The sequence below is a fragment of the Pedobacter rhodius genome, assembly GCF_027213645.1.
In the GTDB taxonomy this organism is placed as follows: Bacteria; Bacteroidota; Bacteroidia; order Sphingobacteriales; family Sphingobacteriaceae; genus Pedobacter; species Pedobacter rhodius.
Genome location: NZ_JAPWGL010000003.1, coordinates 950,681 through 969,842 on the forward strand (window position 1 = coordinate 950,681; position 19,162 = coordinate 969,842).

General features: G+C 39.9%; 16 protein-coding genes. 13 read left to right on the forward strand and 3 right to left on the reverse strand.

Translation table 11 applies throughout. The features are described 5' to 3' along the window. The first annotated feature begins 16 nt into the window (after positions 1-16). Together O0931_RS14265 and O0931_RS14270 are read left to right on the forward strand one after the other, a co-directional pair. Complete coding sequence (locus tag O0931_RS14265; protein WP_269416239.1) at positions 17-3,193, forward strand: TonB-dependent receptor; 3,177 nt, start codon at positions 17-19, stop codon at positions 3,191-3,193. 12 nt (positions 3,194-3,205) lie between these two features. Then, positions 3,206-4,567 (forward strand): alkaline phosphatase family protein, encoded by a 1,362-nt coding sequence (locus tag O0931_RS14270; protein WP_269416240.1) that lies wholly within the window; start codon positions 3,206-3,208, stop codon positions 4,565-4,567. A gap of 109 nt (positions 4,568-4,676) precedes the next feature. Here O0931_RS14270 and O0931_RS14275 read toward each other — a convergent pair whose 3' ends face one another. Continuing rightward, positions 4,677-5,435 carry a M57 family metalloprotease gene (locus tag O0931_RS14275; RefSeq protein WP_269416241.1) on the reverse strand — a complete coding sequence of 253 codons (759 nt, stop codon included), beginning with the start codon at positions 5,433-5,435 and terminating at the stop codon, positions 4,677-4,679. 202 nt (positions 5,436-5,637) lie between these two features. Between O0931_RS14275 and O0931_RS14280 the strand changes: the two genes are divergently transcribed. Then, positions 5,638-6,087 (forward strand): GyrI-like domain-containing protein, encoded by a 450-nt coding sequence (locus O0931_RS14280; protein WP_269416242.1) that lies wholly within the window; start codon positions 5,638-5,640, stop codon positions 6,085-6,087. 2 nt (positions 6,088-6,089) lie between these two features. Here O0931_RS14280 and O0931_RS14285 read toward each other — a convergent pair whose 3' ends face one another. Continuing rightward, complete coding sequence (locus tag O0931_RS14285) at positions 6,090-6,440, reverse strand: TonB-dependent receptor plug domain-containing protein (RefSeq protein ID WP_269416243.1); 351 nt, start codon at positions 6,438-6,440, stop codon at positions 6,090-6,092. Positions 6,441-6,560: 120 nt separating this feature from the next. Between O0931_RS14285 and O0931_RS14290 the strand changes: the two genes are divergently transcribed. The 9 genes from O0931_RS14290 (at position 6,561) to nadD (ending at position 16,173) form a co-directional block, all read left to right on the forward strand. Further along, positions 6,561-6,794 (forward strand): hypothetical protein, encoded by a 234-nt coding sequence (locus O0931_RS14290; protein ID WP_269416244.1) that lies wholly within the window; start codon positions 6,561-6,563, stop codon positions 6,792-6,794. Between the two features lie 780 nt (positions 6,795-7,574). Next, a complete protein-coding gene (thrA, locus tag O0931_RS14295) occupies positions 7,575-10,025 on the forward strand; it encodes a bifunctional aspartate kinase/homoserine dehydrogenase I (protein ID WP_269416245.1) in 2,451 nt (816 codons plus the stop codon). 101 nt (positions 10,026-10,126) lie between these two features. Next, a complete protein-coding gene (locus tag O0931_RS14300) occupies positions 10,127-11,059 on the forward strand; it encodes a homoserine kinase (protein WP_269416246.1) in 933 nt (310 codons plus the stop codon). Between the two features lie 68 nt (positions 11,060-11,127). Beyond that, the gene (gene thrC, locus O0931_RS14305) at positions 11,128-12,438 is read left to right on the forward strand and encodes a threonine synthase (protein WP_269416247.1); all 1,311 of its coding nucleotides are present in this window, start codon (positions 11,128-11,130) and stop codon (positions 12,436-12,438) included. A 122-nt stretch (positions 12,439-12,560) separates the two neighbouring features. After that, complete coding sequence (locus O0931_RS14310; RefSeq protein ID WP_269416248.1) at positions 12,561-13,418, forward strand: cupin-like domain-containing protein; 858 nt, start codon at positions 12,561-12,563, stop codon at positions 13,416-13,418. Between the two features lie 98 nt (positions 13,419-13,516). Beyond that, positions 13,517-14,380, forward strand: coding sequence for a YicC/YloC family endoribonuclease (locus O0931_RS14315; RefSeq protein WP_269416249.1), 864 nt, complete (start codon positions 13,517-13,519; stop codon positions 14,378-14,380). Between the two features lie 69 nt (positions 14,381-14,449). Beyond that, positions 14,450-15,019 carry a guanylate kinase gene (gene gmk, locus O0931_RS14320; RefSeq protein WP_269416250.1) on the forward strand — a complete coding sequence of 190 codons (570 nt, stop codon included), beginning with the start codon at positions 14,450-14,452 and terminating at the stop codon, positions 15,017-15,019. Between the two features lie 103 nt (positions 15,020-15,122). Continuing rightward, complete coding sequence (locus O0931_RS14325; protein WP_269416251.1) at positions 15,123-15,491, forward strand: four helix bundle protein; 369 nt, start codon at positions 15,123-15,125, stop codon at positions 15,489-15,491. 88 nt (positions 15,492-15,579) lie between these two features. Further along, on the forward strand, positions 15,580-16,173 hold the full coding sequence (gene nadD / locus O0931_RS14330) for a nicotinate (nicotinamide) nucleotide adenylyltransferase (RefSeq protein WP_269416252.1): 594 nt from the start codon (positions 15,580-15,582) through the stop codon (positions 16,171-16,173). Between the two features lie 21 nt (positions 16,174-16,194). Here the strand turns inward: nadD and O0931_RS14335 are convergent, their stop codons facing one another. Further along, positions 16,195-16,896 (reverse strand): SAM-dependent methyltransferase, encoded by a 702-nt coding sequence (locus O0931_RS14335; protein ID WP_269416253.1) that lies wholly within the window; start codon positions 16,894-16,896, stop codon positions 16,195-16,197. A gap of 280 nt (positions 16,897-17,176) precedes the next feature. Between O0931_RS14335 and O0931_RS14340 the strand changes: the two genes are divergently transcribed. After that, complete coding sequence (locus tag O0931_RS14340; protein ID WP_269416254.1) at positions 17,177-18,922, forward strand: DUF6600 domain-containing protein; 1,746 nt, start codon at positions 17,177-17,179, stop codon at positions 18,920-18,922. Positions 18,923-19,162 lie beyond the last annotated feature (240 nt).

Consider the following 19,162-nt stretch of genomic DNA (forward strand, 5'->3'; position numbering starts at 1 on the left):
CTAAAAACCCTGCAAAATGTTAAGTGTAAAAAAAGAATTCCTCAGAACGGCATGGATCGTATGCTTGTTTAACTTACTGTTTGTGGCCGCAAGTATGGCACAAACCAATTTGGCCGGCATTTCCGGCAAAATCTCCGACACAAATGGTGCCTTGCTATCTGATGCCACCATTACGGTCAAAAACGAATCTACAGGATTTGTAATCAAAACGACCTCTAATTCTAAAGGTACGTTTTTGCTTAAGGAGTTGCCACTGGGTTCACCTTACAGTATTACGATAGAAGTAATGGGTCTGGCAACACAAAAACAAACGGGTTTCGCCTTAAACCAGGGCGATTTGCTACAGGTATCGTTTGTAATGGAGCAAAAAGCTCAGGAGTTAAATGCTGTTGAGATAAAAGCTTCTACAACCCGTAATAAAATAGAGAATATAGGATCTTCCACAGCGGTAACGGCGAAGGATATCGCAAAGTTACCTGTAAACGGCCGAAACTTTACAAGCCTTGCCGATCTGTCGCCACTCAGCACGGGCAGCAGTTTAAGCGGGCAGCTGGCTTCGGCGACTAACTATACTATTGATGGTATGGCAGCCAGGGGTACTATTTCTGGCGGGCAGCCAACCGGTGCCTACTCGATATCGCTCGAAGCAGTAAGGGAGTTTCAGGTGGTGACCAACCAGTACGATGTAACTTATGGTAATGCCGGTGGCGGTACAATAAGCAGCGTAACCAAATCGGGTACCAACGTGCTTTCGGGAAGCGCCTTCAGCTACGCCCGTACCAACTGGTTATCAAGTCCCTATGGGTTAAATGGTGTAAAGCGTAACCAATCTTTTTCTACCTATCAATACGGATTTTCATTGGGCGGGCCTATTGTTAAGGATAAGGCGCAGTTTTTTGTTGCCTGGGATCATCAGGCCGATTCGAGGCCGCTTTACATTGCCAACATCCAATCTGCCGATGATGAAAAACGGTATAATGTAACCCAGGCTACCCTGGATAAATTTTTGGATATTGCAAGAAGCAAGTATGGTGTGGCAAATTCGCCGCAGGTAGGGCAGTTTGATAAATTTAAAAATACGCATGCAGGTTTTGCCCGTATCGACTGGCAGATCAATGCTAAAAACCTGTTCACCATACGCGATAACTTTATTTACGATCTGGACAACCAATCAGATGGTGATAATACCGCCATTAATATTTATGAGGTATATAGTACCCGCAAAAGTATGAATAACAGCATAATGGCCTCATTGCGCAGTATCCTTAATCCTGATTTAACCAATGAACTAAAAATTCAGCATTACTGGGAGTACAATAAACTATTTGCAAACAGCCAGCTACCTTCAGATAATATCCCACGTGCCATCATACAAAATATACCTTCAGTAGCATCAGATGGTACAACGTACAACACATCTATACAATTAGGCGGGCAGCGCTATGGCAACGATTATTTTAACAATAATGTGGTGCAGCTTACGGATAACATCTACTGGACAAAAGGAAAATATAACTTTACATTTGGTGGCGGCTTAACTTTTACCAACCAGAACTCCATTTACGGCAGTGAAACAAACGGCCGATTCTTCATTACCGGTTTAACCAATTTTGAAAACCTTAATGCATATCGTTATGCAAGAGACATCTATACTTCTTCGGATAAGAATATAAAGTTTAACATACTTGCGCCAAACTTATATGCGCAGGTGCAAACTGCTATATTCCCGGGATTTGACCTTACCGCCGGTATCCGCGTCGATTATACGAACTATTTGGACCGGGCAAATTTTAATGAAGTGGTTTTTCGGACACTTGGATTAAATACATCTAATAAGCTGGCAACCTTTCAAATACAGCCAAGGGTGCAGGCCACCTGGGATGTGGGCCAGAAAGGTAAAGATATCATCAGACTCGGCGGAGGTATTTTAGGCTCTGCGCTTAACCCGTATTCTATGATTAATAATATGCTGTTTGATGGTTCTCATCTGGTTGGTGTCGATATTACAACGGCTGCCTTAATACCTAAACCAAACTTTCCCGGATACAGGCAGGATCCTACAACCGCTCCGGGTATCGATCTGCTTAATAACCCTTCAGTACCCAAGCTGGCAACCATTAATATGAATGGTAAAGATGCTAAAGTACCGGTTGTGTATAAAGCGAACTTCTCCTATTCGCACTTCTTTGCACAAAATTTCAGGGTTACGGCAAGCGCTTATTTAAGTCTTGGTCGCAATAACTACACCTACCTGGACAGGAACATGGCGGAACAGCCTTACTTCCGCATCGCTGCTGAAGATAACCGTGGTGTTTATGTACCGGCTGGCACCATCAATGCGACAAATGGTACAGCAGATTGGACACAGGGAAGAAAAACCACGGAGGTTGGCCGTGTGTTGGAACTGCAAAGTGTAGGTAAAAATAACCAGATGGCTTTTGTGTTTGATGCAGACTACAGATACTATAAACAAGGTGAAATCTCAGTATCCTACACATGGAACCAGGCCAAAGACAATACATCTTACAATGGCAACGTTGCCAACACCGCTACGCTGGTACAATATACAAAAGATGATCCCCGCAACCTGAGCGATATTAATTATTCTGATAACCAGTTCAGAAACAAGATTGTTGCCTATGGCAGTTCGCCTACATTTTACGGGTTTAGTTTGGGTGTAAGGTTTTCGGGCATAAGCGGCACAAGGTATTCTTTGAATGTTAACGGTAACGTAAACGGCGATTTTGTTGCAAGTAACGACCTGGCATATGTTTATGATCCTAATGCTGCTTCTACCCCGCAATATCTTAAAGATGGTATAAATGCTATCCTAAACAACCCTAAGGTTGAGCAAAGTATGAAAGATTACATCACAAGAAGCTTTGGTAAGATTGCTGAACGTAATGGTGGTATTAACCCGTTTTATGGTGTTATTGATTTAAGGCTGATTAAAAAGCTTGAGATTGTTAAAAAACAATACCTTGAAATATCAGTCGATTTGTTTAACGTAAGCAATTTATTAAATAAAAATAAGGGCGTAAACCATAACCTTGGCGCAACCTCTTTATATAATATTAAAAGCTTTGATGCGACTAATAAACAATATATATACACAGTTAATACAAACGCCGGTGTATCAGGCTTAAGTGGAAATCCTTACCAGTTCCAGGTAGGTTTAAGATATGGATTTTAATCAGACAAAATAATGAAAACGACTATATACGGCCTGCTTACAACCTTATATATTGCTTTAAGCTTTACACAAAGCACAAAGGCACAAACCACACCCGCAAAATATGTTATACTGGTTACAATAGATGGTTTCAGGCCCGAGTTTTACCTCGATAGTACTTATGCGATGCCTACGGTAAGAGAATTGATGAAGAACGGTGTTTCTGCCCAAGGCTTAAACCCGGTTTTTCCTTCGGTTACCTACCCGGATCATACCACCATGATAACAGGCGTTACACCGGCAAAACATGGCATTTATTATAACACACCATTTGAACCCGAAGGCGCAACCGGAAAATGGTACTGGGATTATAGTTTAATAAAGACACCTACACTTTGGGATGCCATGCACAAAGCAGGCAAAACCACCGCTTGCGTGCGTTGGCCGGTAACCGTTAATGCCCCGATAGATTACAGGATACCCGAATACTGGAATTATAAGGACATGAACGATGCCAGGGAATATACGGCTGCCGCAACTCAACCGGCATCATTATGGAAAGAAGTGCAGGAAAATGCCACAGGCATACTGGAAGCCGATGATTTGAATGCAACTAACGACGAGTTGGTACAGGATGAAAGCGTAGCCCGTATGGCCGGCTATATCATCAAGAAGTATAAGCCTAATTTTTTAGCGCTTCACCTGGCCTGTACCGATCATTATGAGCATGAAAATGGTCGTGAGCACTATATGGTTAAGGCAGCTGTCGCCGGAGCCGACAGGGCGGTTAAAACATTAACTGAAAGTTTAAAGCGTGCGAATATAGCCGATGAAACCGCAATTATAATTTTGGGCGACCATGGTTTCGAGAATATCTATCAAAGTTTTAGCCCCAATTACCTGTTGAAGCAGGCCGGTTTGATGACAGATATTAAAACAGGTAACTGGAAAGCGCAATTCCACTCGTCGGGCGGGTCATCGTTCCTGCAATTAAAAAACAGGAACGATAAGGCTACATTAAGTAAAGTTGAAACGATATTGGCCGAACAGCCCGATTCCGTTAAACACTACTACCAGGTGATAACTAAAACAAAACTTGCCGAAATTGGTGCCGACCCAAATGTGCTGCTTGCGCTTAGCGGCATCAACGGTACCACTTTTAATAATAAAAGTGATGTTGAAGTTGAAAAATTTGCACGGGTAAAAGGTACCCATGGTTTTTATCCGGATCATAAACAAATTCAAACAGGTTTTGTCGCTTTCGGCCCCGGCCTAAAAAAAGGTGTGGTTATCCCGGTTATGAATATGGTGGATGTAGCCCCGTTTATAACCAAACTTACAGGTATTGATATGCCTGCAATGGATGGGAAAATATATCCCGAACTTTTTAAATGATTACCAACAATCAAATAAAAAAAGAGCCTGTAATGATACAGGCTCTTTTTTTATTCCTCAATACATTAGGGACGAGGTTAGTTAATTTTGGTTATACTATCGGGTTGATTTAATACAGCGATGCAGTTGCATCTTTATCTTTTTGTGATAATACCGTTGCACCAGAACCACACTGCCCGCCATTCATTAGCGATGATGCATCTGTTCCCGGTACACCAGGTACGTTTGTAGCTGTTGATTCACCTTGGGCAGCCCAGTTGGTATGCCTGAATGAAATACAGTGACCGAATTCATGGCATATGGTTCTTGCACGCTGAGCAAATGAATTTCCGGCAATGTATGCCTTATTGATTTTAATCAGTGCACCTGCCTGTCCGTTGGATGGGAATTGCCCCTGACCACAAACGCCGTTACCCAGGTTTTCATCTTTAATCAGGATATCATATGGCGCAGCAGTTACGATATTTAAGCGAAGAGTAGAGCCGGATACACCATTCCATTGAGCAATGGCGTTGTTTATTTCACTACTCATAGAAGTCATCGAAGGGTCTACAAAAACCCTGATGTTTAATTTGTTTGTACTGTTGACAATACTTCCGGTATAATATTGTTCTGTATTTGCACCGGTAAAACTAGCAGGAACGACCATATTTTTAGGAAAAATAATATCTTCTTCCACAATATACTCGTTTCCACCTTCTATAATACTGCTCGCTGGGAATCCAAGATTTTTAATGTGCTGTAATACCCGGTCTCCGTTTTTAGCCAATGGTGCTTCAGGAGTTAGCGTTTCATTTTTTTTACTACAGGATGCGATTACAACAGCAATGGCTGCAATCAATGCAATTTTTTTTAAGTTTTGTTTCATGGTTTAGTAAGATTAGTCCCTGATGTCTGATTTAAAACAAATATAATGTAACGTATATATTACTTTTGTGGGCTTATAAATTCTTTACATAAAACATAATTAAAACTACATTAAAAATAATTTAAACATACATGGCGGCCTGAATTTTACACGAAACGCCTTTTTGCTACTTTGCATCGTATCTTTGTTTAAAAGCTAACCCATGGAAAACTTCAAAATTATCGGCATCTCCGTTGAAACCACTAATCAAAATAATCAGGCCACAACTGATTTAAGCAAGCTCTGGCAGCGTTTTTACCGTGAAGAAATTTTCAATAGAACGCCTAATAAAGAGCGCGAAGAAGTTTATGCCGTGTACACCGACTACGAAAGTGACTACACGGGAAAATACACGACCATTATCGGGCATCGGGTGAGCACGTTGGATGATATTCCGGAAGGCTTAGTTGGCAGGGAAATTAAAAATGAAAAGCTTTTTAAATATATAGCAAAAGGAGAGATGCCTGATGCTGTAATTAAAACCTGGCAGGAAATCTGGGCAAACGATATCGCCTTATATAGAACCTATAATGCAGATTTTGAAGTTTACGGAGAAAAATCTCAGCAGGGCGCAGATTCAGAAGTGGAGATTTATATCGGGGTAAGGAAATAGAATCACACTTTCGTTAAATAAAGTTTCAGTCGTTTATATTCTTTTACGGATTCAGTTTTCTTAATCGTAACGACAATAACACCATTTGCTGCCCGAACTCCATATAGTGCTGTTGCCGCAGCATCTTTTAATACATCTAATTTTTCAATGGTGTTTGGGTTAATTGCATTGGTAAATTCATTTTTCAAGACGTAGTTTTTCTTTTTAAACACCATTATCCAAAGGGGTTGGTTATCTGAAATTGTCGCGGAACACCTTAACCGTATTGTAGGTTCTGCTTGCGCGTAAGAATTGAAACCAGAAATGGAGAGTAATAAAATGATGTAAAGCGATTTCATGAAGTTGATTTTCATTTATGATTCTGAAAAGGCAGGGATTCCATAAATTTTCATTAGTTTTAAATGAATGACAGCAAATAAGAACCTTAAAACCTTTGCCATTATATCTTTAACAATATTAATTCTATTATTTTATTGGCTTACAATATTATTCCAATAATTCAGATTAAATTTCAACTGGTTAGTGATTTTATTCCTGCAAGTATTTTTTACGAAGTGGCTAACCCATTTATTTGTATAAGCGTTGTTTTATTTATGGCGGTTATTGCAGCCTTTATACTGTTTTTTCGCAAGAAATATTTAACTGTTATTATTTTAGGAGTTGCAGCATTTTTTCCAAATCAAATTTATATTCATTTGATTCAATAATAACCAACCCCGCCCTGCTGGCATCCCTCAATTGGGGAATTACAAAATACCTAAACCGCAGTACAGCAACAAACTCAAATAGTACCGCAACCCGAGTTTAATTAAACCTGACAGACGCGGAAATACTTTTTGGCGTACTAATATTAATAGATTGCTTCGTCGTTCCTCCTCGCAATGACGGAATTAGGAAAGACTACAGCATCCAAAAAGATTGCAGCAAATGGCAGGACTGCTCTAACCGAAGAATTGCTGCTGTACCTTTTCTGGTAATAAAAAGCTTACTGATTAACTACCCCCGCCGTACAATCACCTCTCCTTAAAAAAGGAGGGGATTTAAAAACCCACCGCTTAAGATTGCTTCATCATTTCTTTTTGCATTCGATAACTGTCGGATGACGGCTTATCTTTTATAGCGAATTGGCCGAATTAGTTTTCGGTTCATAAAATGCGGCTATTTCATTTGATTAAACGTTTTATTAAAAAATTTTCAAATAAATTTCAAAATTGTTTGCATTTAAGAAAAATAATCTGCTACTTTACGGTGTACAAAATACACCAAGAGCAATGACTTTTAACACTTCAATTATTACAACGATTATTATGACCACCGGGATAAACCAGCGGGGCTAATTTGTTGTAAATTGAATTAACATAAAAAACACAGAAAGCGTCCCGACACAAATCGGGGCGCTTTTTTTTTAACCCAAACTAAATGAATAACAGGCGCAAAACAGATTAAAATTAAAAGCCTTGAAAATTTTAGTTAAAACCAATAAACTAATGAATGTATTAAAATTCGGCGGCACATCCGTAGGTTCGGCCGAGAACATTAAAACGCTGCTGAGCATAGTGGCCAAAGAAAAATTAAAGAGCAACCCGGTAGTTGTATTATCGGCAATGAGTGGCGTAACCAATTTGCTAACCGATATGGCCGAAAGGGCCGAACGCGGGGAAGATTACGACGCGAGTTTAAAAGAAATTGAGGCAAAACACTTTGCAGTTATCCGTTCGCTTTTACCGGCAGCGGCACAAAATCCGGTGTTTACCCGCTTAAAAATCTTCTTTAACGAGCTGGAAGATTTATTACAGGCGGTAACGAACCTCCGTGAATTGAGTTTGCAAACCAAAGACCAGATTTTAAGTTACGGCGAACGTTGTTCCTCTTTCATGATTGCACATATCGCCTCGCAACAATTTGCCGAAGCATTATATGTAAATGGTTCAGAACTGATAAAAACCGACAGCAATTTCGGACAGGCAAAGGTTGATACCGAACTAACAGAAATTTTGATTAATGATTTCTACCAGGCGAATAAAAGCAAAGTTTTATTTGTTACGGGTTTCATTGCGAGCAATGCAGCGGGCCGCGTAACTACTTTAGGCCGAGGGGGTTCTGACTACACCGCAGCCGTTTGGGGCGCAGCTTTAAATGCCGAAGAAATAGAAATCTGGACGGATGTTAATGGTATGATGACGGCCGATCCACGCATCGTAAAAAAGGCTTTTTCTCTGCCTGAATTAAGCTATACAGAAGCAATGGAGTTAAGCTATTTTGGGGCGAAAGTGATTTATCCGCCAACGATGATTCCGGCTTTCATGAAGAAAATTCCGATTGTAATTAAGAATACTTTTGAACCTGATTTTTCGGGAACTTATATAAAAAGCGATGTGAAAGCATCCAGCTTACCAATAAAAGGCATATCATCAATTGACCACATCAGCATCATTAACCTGACCGGAAGCGGTATGGTGGGGAAAGCCGGTTTCAGCGGAAGATTGTTTTCCTTGCTTTCCCGCGAGCAGATTAACGTGGTGTTGATTACACAATCTTCATCAGAGCACAGCATTACTTTTGCGGTAAAACCAACCGATGCCGGTCAGGCGATCGCTTTAATTAAAAAAGAGTTCGAACTCGAACTGGATGCCAACAAACTGGCTTTACCAGAGGTTGAAAATAATTTGGCTGTTCTGGCAATTGTAGGCGAGAACATGAAGCGTACCCCTGGGATGAGCGGAAGATTATTCAACGCTTTGGGTAGAAATGGTATCAATGTACGGGCGATCGCACAGGGTTCGTCGGAATATAACATCTCCGTAATCATCAGCGCATCTGATTTGTCAAAGGCTGTAAATGCGGTTCACGATGCATTCTTTACTGATTTGAAACGTACACTAAACATTTTCTGTTTGGGAACGGGAAATATCGGTAAAACTTTATTCAACCAGTTGAGAGAGCAAATGCCTTTCCTTGCGGCGAATAACGATTTGCAGGTTAAGGTTGCCGGAATCAGCAATACCCGCAAAATGATTTTTAATGCGGAGGGTTTATCGCTTGACGATTGGGAAACTGAACTAAACACCAACGGCGAACAAGCTGATTTGGCTGGTTTTGTGGCGCGCATGAAAGCGCTTAACTTACCAAATTGTGTTTTTGTAGATAATACCGCAGCAGAATCACCGATTGAGTTTTACCAGGGTATTTTCGAAAGCAGTATCTCCGTAGTTACCTGCAACAAAAAAGGAAATTCTGCAGATTTTGCGCAGTATAAATCTTTCAAAGATACAGCCCGTAAATTTGGTGTAGATTTCTATTACGAAACCAATGTTGGTGCAGGCTTACCGATTATCCGCACTTTAAGAGAATTGATGATGAGTGGTGATAAAGTTGCCCGCATTGAGGCGATTTTGTCGGGAACCATTTCTTATATCTTTAACAACTTTAAAGGCGAAGCCGGTTTCTATGAAACTGTTAAAGAGGCACAGGAATTAGGTTATACAGAACCCGACCCTCGTGATGATTTAAACGGTAAGGATTTCATGCGTAAAATGTTAATCCTGGCTCGCGATGCAGGTTATCCCTTAGAGGCCGCTGATGTGAAAATCGATAATATTCTTCCTGAAGCTTGTTTAAAAGCAACATCCGTTGAGGATTTCTATTCAGAATTACAGAGAAATGCAGCTTATTTTGAAGATTTGAAACATCAGGCTGCAAATGGCGGAAAAGTTTTACGTTACATCGGTAAGTTGGAAGATGGCAATGTAGAAATCAGCCTGCAAATGGTTGATGATAGTCATCCTTTTTATATGCTTTCGGGAAGTGATAACATTATTTCGTTTACAACAGACCGGTATAAATCCCGGCCTTTAGTGGTAAAGGGCCCTGGCGCAGGCGCAGAGGTTACAGCCGCCGGTGTTTTTGCTGATATTATAAATGTTGGTTCTCTGAGCTAAAAGCAGAAAGACTAAGCAAATTAAAATAATTATAAAAGATAGTGATTTACAAGCCTGGACTCTGGTCTTGATACTTGATACTCACTACTCAATGCTAAAAAATGAAAGATAGTATAAAAGTTTTCGCTCCGGCAACCGTTGCTAACGTCGTCTGTGGTTTCGATGTATTGGGTTTCGCCGTAAACGAACCCGGCGATGAAGTCGAAATGCGTTTAACCAACACGCCTGGCGTGGTTATCAGAAAAATTACCGGCGACGATGGGCGTTTACCCCTGGATTCGACTAAAAATACCGTGAGCGCAAGTGTTCAGCATTATTTGCAGCACATTAACCGGTTAGCTATTGGTGTTGAAATTGAACTGCATAAAAAAATGCCAATCGGCAGTGGGCTGGGTTCGAGCTCAGCCAGTACTGTAGCGGGTTTATTTGCCATCAACAAACTGATGGGCGATTTATTAACGGCTAAAGAATTGGTTCCTTTCGCTATGAAAGGCGAAGAACTGGCTTGCGGTTACGGTCATGCAGATAATGTTGCACCTGCCATTTTAGGCGGTTTTGTTCTGGTTAGAAGTTACGAGCCATTGGATGTAATTTCTTTGCCAACGCCTGCCGGAATGTACGCTGCAATTGTTTATCCAGAAGTTGATGTACCAACTAAGGATGCCCGCCAGATGATCCGCAGTAAGGTGTTTTTAAAAGATGCGGTTACGCAATGGGGGAATGTTGCGGGCCTTGTAAGCGGATTATTCATGAACGATTTCGATTTAATCGGCCGTAGTATGAAAGATGTTCTGGTGGAGCCAACACGTTCCATCTTAATACCGGGCTTTGAAGAAATGAGGGCCATCGCCATGGAAAACGGGGCCATTGGTTTTGGGATTTCAGGCTCCGGTCCATCGGTTTTCGCCTTAACAAAAGATGAGGAAACTGCGAAGAAAATAACCAAAGCACAGCAACTATACTTACAAAAAATTAATATTAACAGCAAAGCTTACGTTTCTTCGGTTAACGCTGAAGGACCAAGAGTGCTATAGAACCAAGTAGCGAGTATCAAGTATCAAGATTGGCTTAACAAACGATCGAACAATAAAGCAATTGAACAATGAATTTATATTCAACCAACAATAAAGACCTGCGTATTTCCTTTAAAGAAGCCGTTTTTAATAGTATGCCTCAGGATAAAGGATTATATATGCCTGTGGAAATTCCTCAATTGGATGCTGATTTTATCAAAAATATAGAGCGCTATTCCTTGCCGGAAATTGCCACTAAGGTAGCATCAGCCTTATTAAAGGATGAAATTCCTGCTGAAGATTTAAAAGCATTGATTGAAGATGCGATTAACTTTGAAGCACCCGCTGTAAAGCTCGGTGACAAAACTTTTGTATTGGAGCTTTTCCACGGGCCATCATTAGCTTTTAAGGATTTTGGGGCTCGTTTTATGAGCCGTGTAATGGCATATTTCCTGAAAGATGGCGAACAATTATTGGATGTTTTAGTCGCTACTTCAGGTGATACCGGAGGAGCTGTGGCCTTAGGTTTTTTGGGCGTACCCAATACCCGGGTTACCATTCTTTATCCTGAAGGAAAAGTGAGCCCGATACAAGAGCTGCAGTTAACTACTAACGGTCAGAATATAAGGGCCATCGAAATTAAAGGCACTTTTGACGATTGCCAGGCTTTAGTGAAACAGGCTTTTGCCGACGGTGAACTGAATGCAAAATTTCGCCTGACTTCTGCTAATTCGATTAATATTTCGAGGTTAATCCCGCAGACGTTTTATTATTTTAACACTTATGCGCAGTTAAAGAAACATGGTTTAAACGATGTAATTTTTTCCGTACCAAGCGGGAATTTCGGTAATATCGGAGCAGGTTTATTGGCTTATAAATTAGGTTTACCTGTAAAACAGTTTATTGCTGCTACAAACATAAACGATACTGTTCCCCGCTTCTTGGAAACAGGTGTTTACGAAACCAAACCATCTACCCAAACCTATTCAAACGCAATGGATGTTGGCGCACCAAGCAACTGGATTCGTATTATGGATTTGTTCAACAATGATATAAGCGCCCTGAAGAAAGTGGTTACTTCTTACCGTTTCAATGATGAAGAAACCTTAGCTGGCATTAAAGAAATCGATAACAAATTTGATTATGTTGCTTGTCCGCATACGGCAATTGCTTATTTGGCTATTGAGAAATTCAGAAAAGAAAATCCGGAAGACGAAAGTGCGTCTGTATTTTTATCAACGGCGCATGCCTGCAAATTCCCTGATATTTTCCCGGAAGCTATTGCGGCTAAGATCGAAATCCCCGATCAGGTTACAGCCTTGGAAAGCCTTCCGCGACATGCAGATAAACTGGGTATAGATTTTGAAGAATTTAAAAGTTACTTGTTTGATAAAGCCTAGCTGTTAGTGTTTTAGTTGAAAATTTTTGATTTTTATTGGAGAAAAAAAGATATATTTGATAGCTATCCGGAGTAAAAATTTACTTGGAATCAGTGTTCAAATTATTCCTAACCGCTCTAAAAATGACAACAATTGATAGAAGATCTGATCTTTCGTACAAAGAATTTATTGAGAAGTATCAAAAAACAGGAACGCCTGTAATTCTTGAAAACGCTACAGAAGTCTGGGGCGAAAATAAAATTTTTACACCGGAGTTTTTTAGAAAACACTTTGGCGACAGAACAACAACTTTTGCTACAGAAAAATATACTGTTTCTCAGGTTCTTGATTTAACAGAGAAGGGGACATTGGAAAATCCAGCCCCTTATCCGGTCAAGTTTAAAATTATGGAGCAGCTGCCTGAGTTAATAGCATACATGCAACCGTTACACATGAATTTATGTAAGCCAAATTGGCTGAATACAAAAATGCTTAAGAATAAGCTTTCAAATGTGATGGATTTGCATATTGGTGGTATTGGAAATGCCTATGAGGTTCACAAAGATACTTATCATGTTCATGCCTGGCTGGTTCAGCTTTATGGCGAAAAAGAGGTTATTGTTTTTCCAAAAGACCAGGAAGAATTAATGTACCCGGGAAAAGGTGGTTTATTGGCTTCCAGATCACCAATTAACATTATGAACCCGGATTATGAAAAGTATCCGAAATTCAGAAATGCTACACCTATAAAAGCGACAGTTAAAGCAGGTGAGGTGTTTTATATTCCCAGCGGCGTTTGGCATACAACGAAGGCTTACGGGCAAAACATTTCGACCATTATCGATCAAATGAACAGTTCGAATTTTAAGGCCTGGCGTAACGATGTTTACTCATATAAAGCTTTTTATAATAAAAAGAGAGCTGTTTTGGATTACATTGCTGCAAGCGTTATTGGGGCAATCTGCAAGATTGGGGATTTAGCTGACCTGATAATTAATTAAAAAAATAAATGGTTTTTATTTTTTTTCGCCAAAACTAAACAAGATATACGCTTAAGGAAGTCTTTAAATTTTTCTTACCTTTGCGCATGATTAAATCCATGACAGGATACGGCCTGGCTACAGCCGATTATGCGAATGCAAAGTATAGTGTAGAAATCAAATCGCTTAACAGTAAGTTTCTTGAACTTAATTTAAAATATCCTAAAGCTTTTTCTGATAAAGAGTTAATCCTGCGCAATGTGTGTAGTAAAGACATCGAACGTGGAAAAGTTAGTTTGAGCATTACCATTGAACGTAGTTCGGCTGAGGTTACCGGTGCAACAATAAATACAGCTTTACTGGCCCATTATTATAATCAACTGGTTGCTGTAAATGAGGAGTTGAATGCAAACAGCAATAATTTGTTGCAAACAGCCTTAACTTTTCCCGAAGTTATCAGTTATAAAGAGGAAAGCATCAGTGAAGATGAATGGAATCAGTTATACCAGATTTTTACTGAAGCATTGGCTAATTTTAACACATTCAGGGAAGATGAAGGTGCTGTTTTAAAAGCTGATTTAGAGTTGAGAATTAAAAATATACTTTCCTATTTTAAATCTGTTGAAGAATTGGAGCCTAAAAGAATTTCTGCCATTCGCGATAAATTCACCCAGTTTTTAGATGATGCGGTGGGTAAGGTAAATATCGATCAGAACCGCTTTGAGCAGGAGTTGATTTATTATATTGATAAAATTGACATTACGGAAGAAAAAACCCGTTTAAAAAGTCATTGTGATTATTTTGTTCAAACTTTAACCAGTAAAGAAGCAAATGGTAAGAAACTGGGCTTCATTTCTCAGGAAATCGGTCGGGAAATAAATACTATGGGTGCAAAAGCAAATGATGCGCAGATGCAGCAATTTGTTGTGGGTATGAAAGAAGAATTAGAAAAGATAAAAGAACAGTTATTAAACGTATTATAAGAAGTTCAAAGCTTAAAGCTCAAAGACTAAAGCTTTGGACTTTTTGCTTTAGTCTTTTAGCTTAAAGAGATGAAACAAGGCAAATTAATCATATTTTCAGCACCCTCCGGAGCCGGTAAAACAACCATTGTTCACCATTTATTAAAAAAGTTTCCTGAATTAAGCTTTTCGATTTCTGCGACAACACGCGAATTAAGAGGCGCAGAACAACACGAAAACGACTACTATTTTATATCCAAAGAAGAGTTTTTGCATAAAGTTGCCCGTCAGGAATTTGTGGAGTTCGAAGAAGTTTACAACGGCACTTTTTATGGTACGTTGCGCTCAGAAATTGAACGCATCTGGAATGAAGGTAAACATGTGATTTTTGATATTGATGTAGAAGGCGGAATACGGTTAAAACGAAAATATGAAGAAGATGCATTGGCCATTTTTGTTCAGCCACCATCACTGGAAGTTTTAAAAGAACGTTTAAGCGGTCGCGGAACAGATAGCCCTGAAAAATTGCAGGAGCGTTTTGTTAAAGCGGAAAAAGAATTGCTTTATGCGGATAAATTTGATGTGATTTTGAAGAACTATGATTTGGCAACCGCGTGTGCTGAAGCTGAAAAGCTGGTTGGAGATTTTCTTCAAAGTTAGTGGTTATTAATTCGCAATTTTCAGTTTTGGATGCATAATCCGTCAATAAGTAGCGATTTTCGAATACAAATTTTAACATCTATTTAATATTTATATTAGTTACGTGGGCGATTTTTCAGATTTATTGGTTTATAAAAAATCTTTTGATTTGGCAATATCTATTTTTGAAGTGAGTAAGTTTTTCCCAAAAGAAGAAATGTACTCTTTAACGGATCAGATACGAAGATCTTCCCGCTCAACAAATATTTGCCTGGTTGAGGCTTACAGGAAACGAAGATATAAAGCACACTTTATAAGTAAACTTTCTGATAGTGATATGGAAAATAGCGAGACCAAAGCCTGGCTAAAATTTGCGCTTGAGTGTAAATATCATGTTGAAGAACAATACAATAAATTAACATTGCAAAGTGACGAGGTTGGAAAATTATTGAATCACATGATGAACAACCCTGAAAAATACGATGTTGTTTAATTATTTATTAATTAGTGATATCTAATTGAGAACTGCGAGTTGAAGGGACATAACTAAAAATTGCAAACTGAGAACTGAAAACTGAACAATGTCAACTGAAAACCGTAAACTGAAAACCGGCCTTTTCTTTGGTTCATATAACCCAATTCATACCGGGCATTTAATTATTGCCAATTACATGGCCAATCACACCGAACTTGATGAAGTTTGGCTGGTTGTTTCTCCTCATAATCCTTTAAAAGATAAAAGTGGTTTAACCAATATGTATGACAGGTTGGAGATGGCGAAACTTGCTACGGAAAATGCCGAGCACATACGGGTAAGTGATGTAGAATTTGCACTTCCGCAACCTTCTTATACCATTGATACCCTAACCTATTTGCACGAAAAATATCCTGAAAAGGAATTTATATTAATAATGGGTGCTGATAATCTGGTTTCCTTCAAGAAGTGGAAAAACTACGAAGTACTCTTAAAAAATTATCAGATTTATGTTTATCCGCGGCCAGGTGCAAACGTTTCGGAATGGGAAAATCATCCTGCAATAACATTTACACAAACCCCATTAATGGAAATCTCTTCAACTTTTATACGAAAGGCGATAAAGGAAAAAAAGAATGTTCAGTTTTTCCTGCCGGATAAAGTTGTAGATTTTATTGAAGGTAAAGGAATGTATCGTTAATTAGCTTTACCAGCGGGTTTTTTAATAAAGCAAAAATATTGCTGGTTTTTTATGCAAATCTATTTCTTCTTTACGCCAGTTATAAATGCTTTGTGTTTTGATAAACTCATCCTCACCAGTTAAATTGCAGGCAATGCAAAGTTGTGTATTAGGCTTACAACTTTTTAAAACTTCTTCCAGCATCTGGTTATTTCGGAAAGGCGTTTCAATAAAAATCTGTGTTTGTTTATAACGGCTTGCTGATAAATCTAAATCCTTAATGCGTTTAGTACGTTGTTCCTTATCAATAGGCAAATAACCCCAGAAAGCAAAACTTTGTCCGTTAAAACCTGAAGCCATTAAAGCTAGGAGAATTGAGCTTGGACCAACCAATGGAACAACTTTTATATTGCGTTTATGCGCTTCCGCAACAATATCAGCACCAGGATCTGCTATACCCGGACAACCGGCTTCGCTCATCAAACCAACATCTTTACCCGCCTTTAACTCCGTAAAAAACTGGCCTAAATCCGTCCTGTTGTGTTTGCCATAATCATGAACAATTAAGTCTTTTTGTGCTGTCTTTAAACCGGCGTCCTTTAGAAACCTGCGGGCAGTTTTACTATTTTCAACAATGTAGGTACTTATCTGATTAATGGTATCAACCAAATAAGGTGTAAAGGTTTTGTGAGCTGCCTCTTCGGCCAGCGGAACAGGAATCAGGTATAAAGTGCCATTTTGCATAGCGCAAAAATACGCACTATAAATAGAATTTAAGTTTTAAAATTTCCTGCCGTTTCGATATAATCTATTTTGCAAACAATGGTGTAGCAAATTTTATTTCTAATTGACTTCTTTTCTGCACAATTATATCAGCCTTAAAACGTTAAATATTAGTTAAATGTGGTTCATAGCTCATTATTTCGCGGAAAACGAAAAAACTATGCAAGCATATTAAACCATCCATAATTTTGGTTCTCTAATTGATACACACACATTAGGTTATTAAAATATAAACACACAAATGAAAACACTGAAAACTACGGCACTTGTGCTGGGGCTATTTGCGCTCCTTGCCGGAACCACAACCCTGGCCAGGGCACAAGGCTACGAAGAAAATTACCAGGATGATGGTTACAACACCGGCAATATTTCTCTACAAACTTTTTATGATGAACTTTCACCTTATGGAACCTGGATTCAGGATCCGCAATATGGCTACGTATGGCGTCCGGATGTAGATCAGCAGGAATTTCGTCCGTACTACACCAATGGGCGTTGGGTTATGACGGAATATGGCAACACATGGGTTTCTAATTACGACTGGGGATGGGCACCTTTTCACTATGGCCGCTGGGTAATTAACAGTTACAGACAGTGGATATGGTTGCCCGATACAAACTGGGGACCGGCATGGGTTGATTGGCGAAGTGGCGATGGTTATTACGGTTGGGCACCAATGGCGCCTAGTATCAGCATTAACCTGAGTTTTGGCCGTCGCTATGTTGTTCCTGAGTTTTGCTGGAACTTTATTCCGCAAACTAATATTTACATCAACAGGTTTCCCAGATATGATTATGGCAGAAATAATATTTATATCCGAAATACCACAATTATAAATAACACTTATGTTTACAACAGGAGAAGTTATTATGGTGGTCCGAGGGTAGAAGACATTAGAAGGGCAACTAATAGAGATGTAAGGGTTTATCGTTTTGAACAAAGTAACCGGCCAGGTGCAGGTAGAATTGACAGCAGGGCGGTTTCTATTTACAGACCTAGACCTGAGCGTGGTACGGTGGATAACCGTAATGCTGCACCGAGAAAATTTGAACAAGGTAATGCCGGCTTTAACAGAAACGGAAGGGGTGATAACAGTTATTCTAACAATCGTGATCAAAGGGATGGAAACAATAATGATAACAGGTTTGGTCAGCGTAATGATAACAGAATGGCTCAGCCTAACCGGGGCAACAACGGCAATATAGATAATCGCAGAGATAACAATAATCAGCCAAATAGCAGGGGCGATGTTTATAACCGCAATGCGAATGGCAGAACGGAGAGGGCCAATCAAAATTTTGGCGATGCGGAGCAAAGAAACCGACAGGCAACCGAGCGTACACAAGAACAAGCCAATCGTGATCAGCAGCGTATCCAGCAGATGCAGCAAAGAAATCAGCAGGATAGGATGAGTCAGGATCAGCAACGCGGTCAACGTGATGTACAAGCTCAACAACAGCGTGCTCAGCAGGCCGATCAGCAACGTCAGCAAATGCAACAACGTAATGAGCAAATGATGCAGCAACGCTCGCAACAAGCAGAACAGCAAAGAGCTCAACGCGATCAGCAGGCTCAACAACAACGTGCTCAGCAGGCTGATCAGCAACGTCAGCAAATGCAACAACGTAATGAGCAAATGATGCAGCAACGCTCGCAACAAGCAGAACAGCAAAGGGCTCAACGCGATCAGCAGGCTCAACAACAACGTGCGCAACAAGCAGATCAACAACGTCAGCAAATGCAACAACGTAATGAGCAGATGCAGCAACAACGCTCGCAACAAGCAGAGCAGCAAAGAGCTCAACGCGATCAGCAGGCTCAACAACAACGTGCTCAGCAGGCTGATCAGCAACGCCAGCAAATGCAACAGCGTAACGAGCAGATGCAACAACAACGTCAGCAGCAACAAGCACAACCTCAACAACAAAGCCGTGGAGGCGAAAGAAGTTCAGAAAGCGGAAGACCTACACGAGGCGGAAGAGGTTAACCCTATAGAAATTATAAAGTCGTCATTTCGAGCGCAGTCGAGAAATCTTTGTATTTAGTTAGCAAGCAAGGTTCAAAGATTTCTCCCTGCGACTAAAGGCAGGTGTTCCGCTTCGCTTCATCCGATAGCTCCTATGTTTACAATTATTAATTTAGTAAATATAAAGTGAAAAGGATTGAGAGTAGACCGATGGCTAAATAACTCATGAAGTATATTGACCGATAGATACTACCTCTTTCC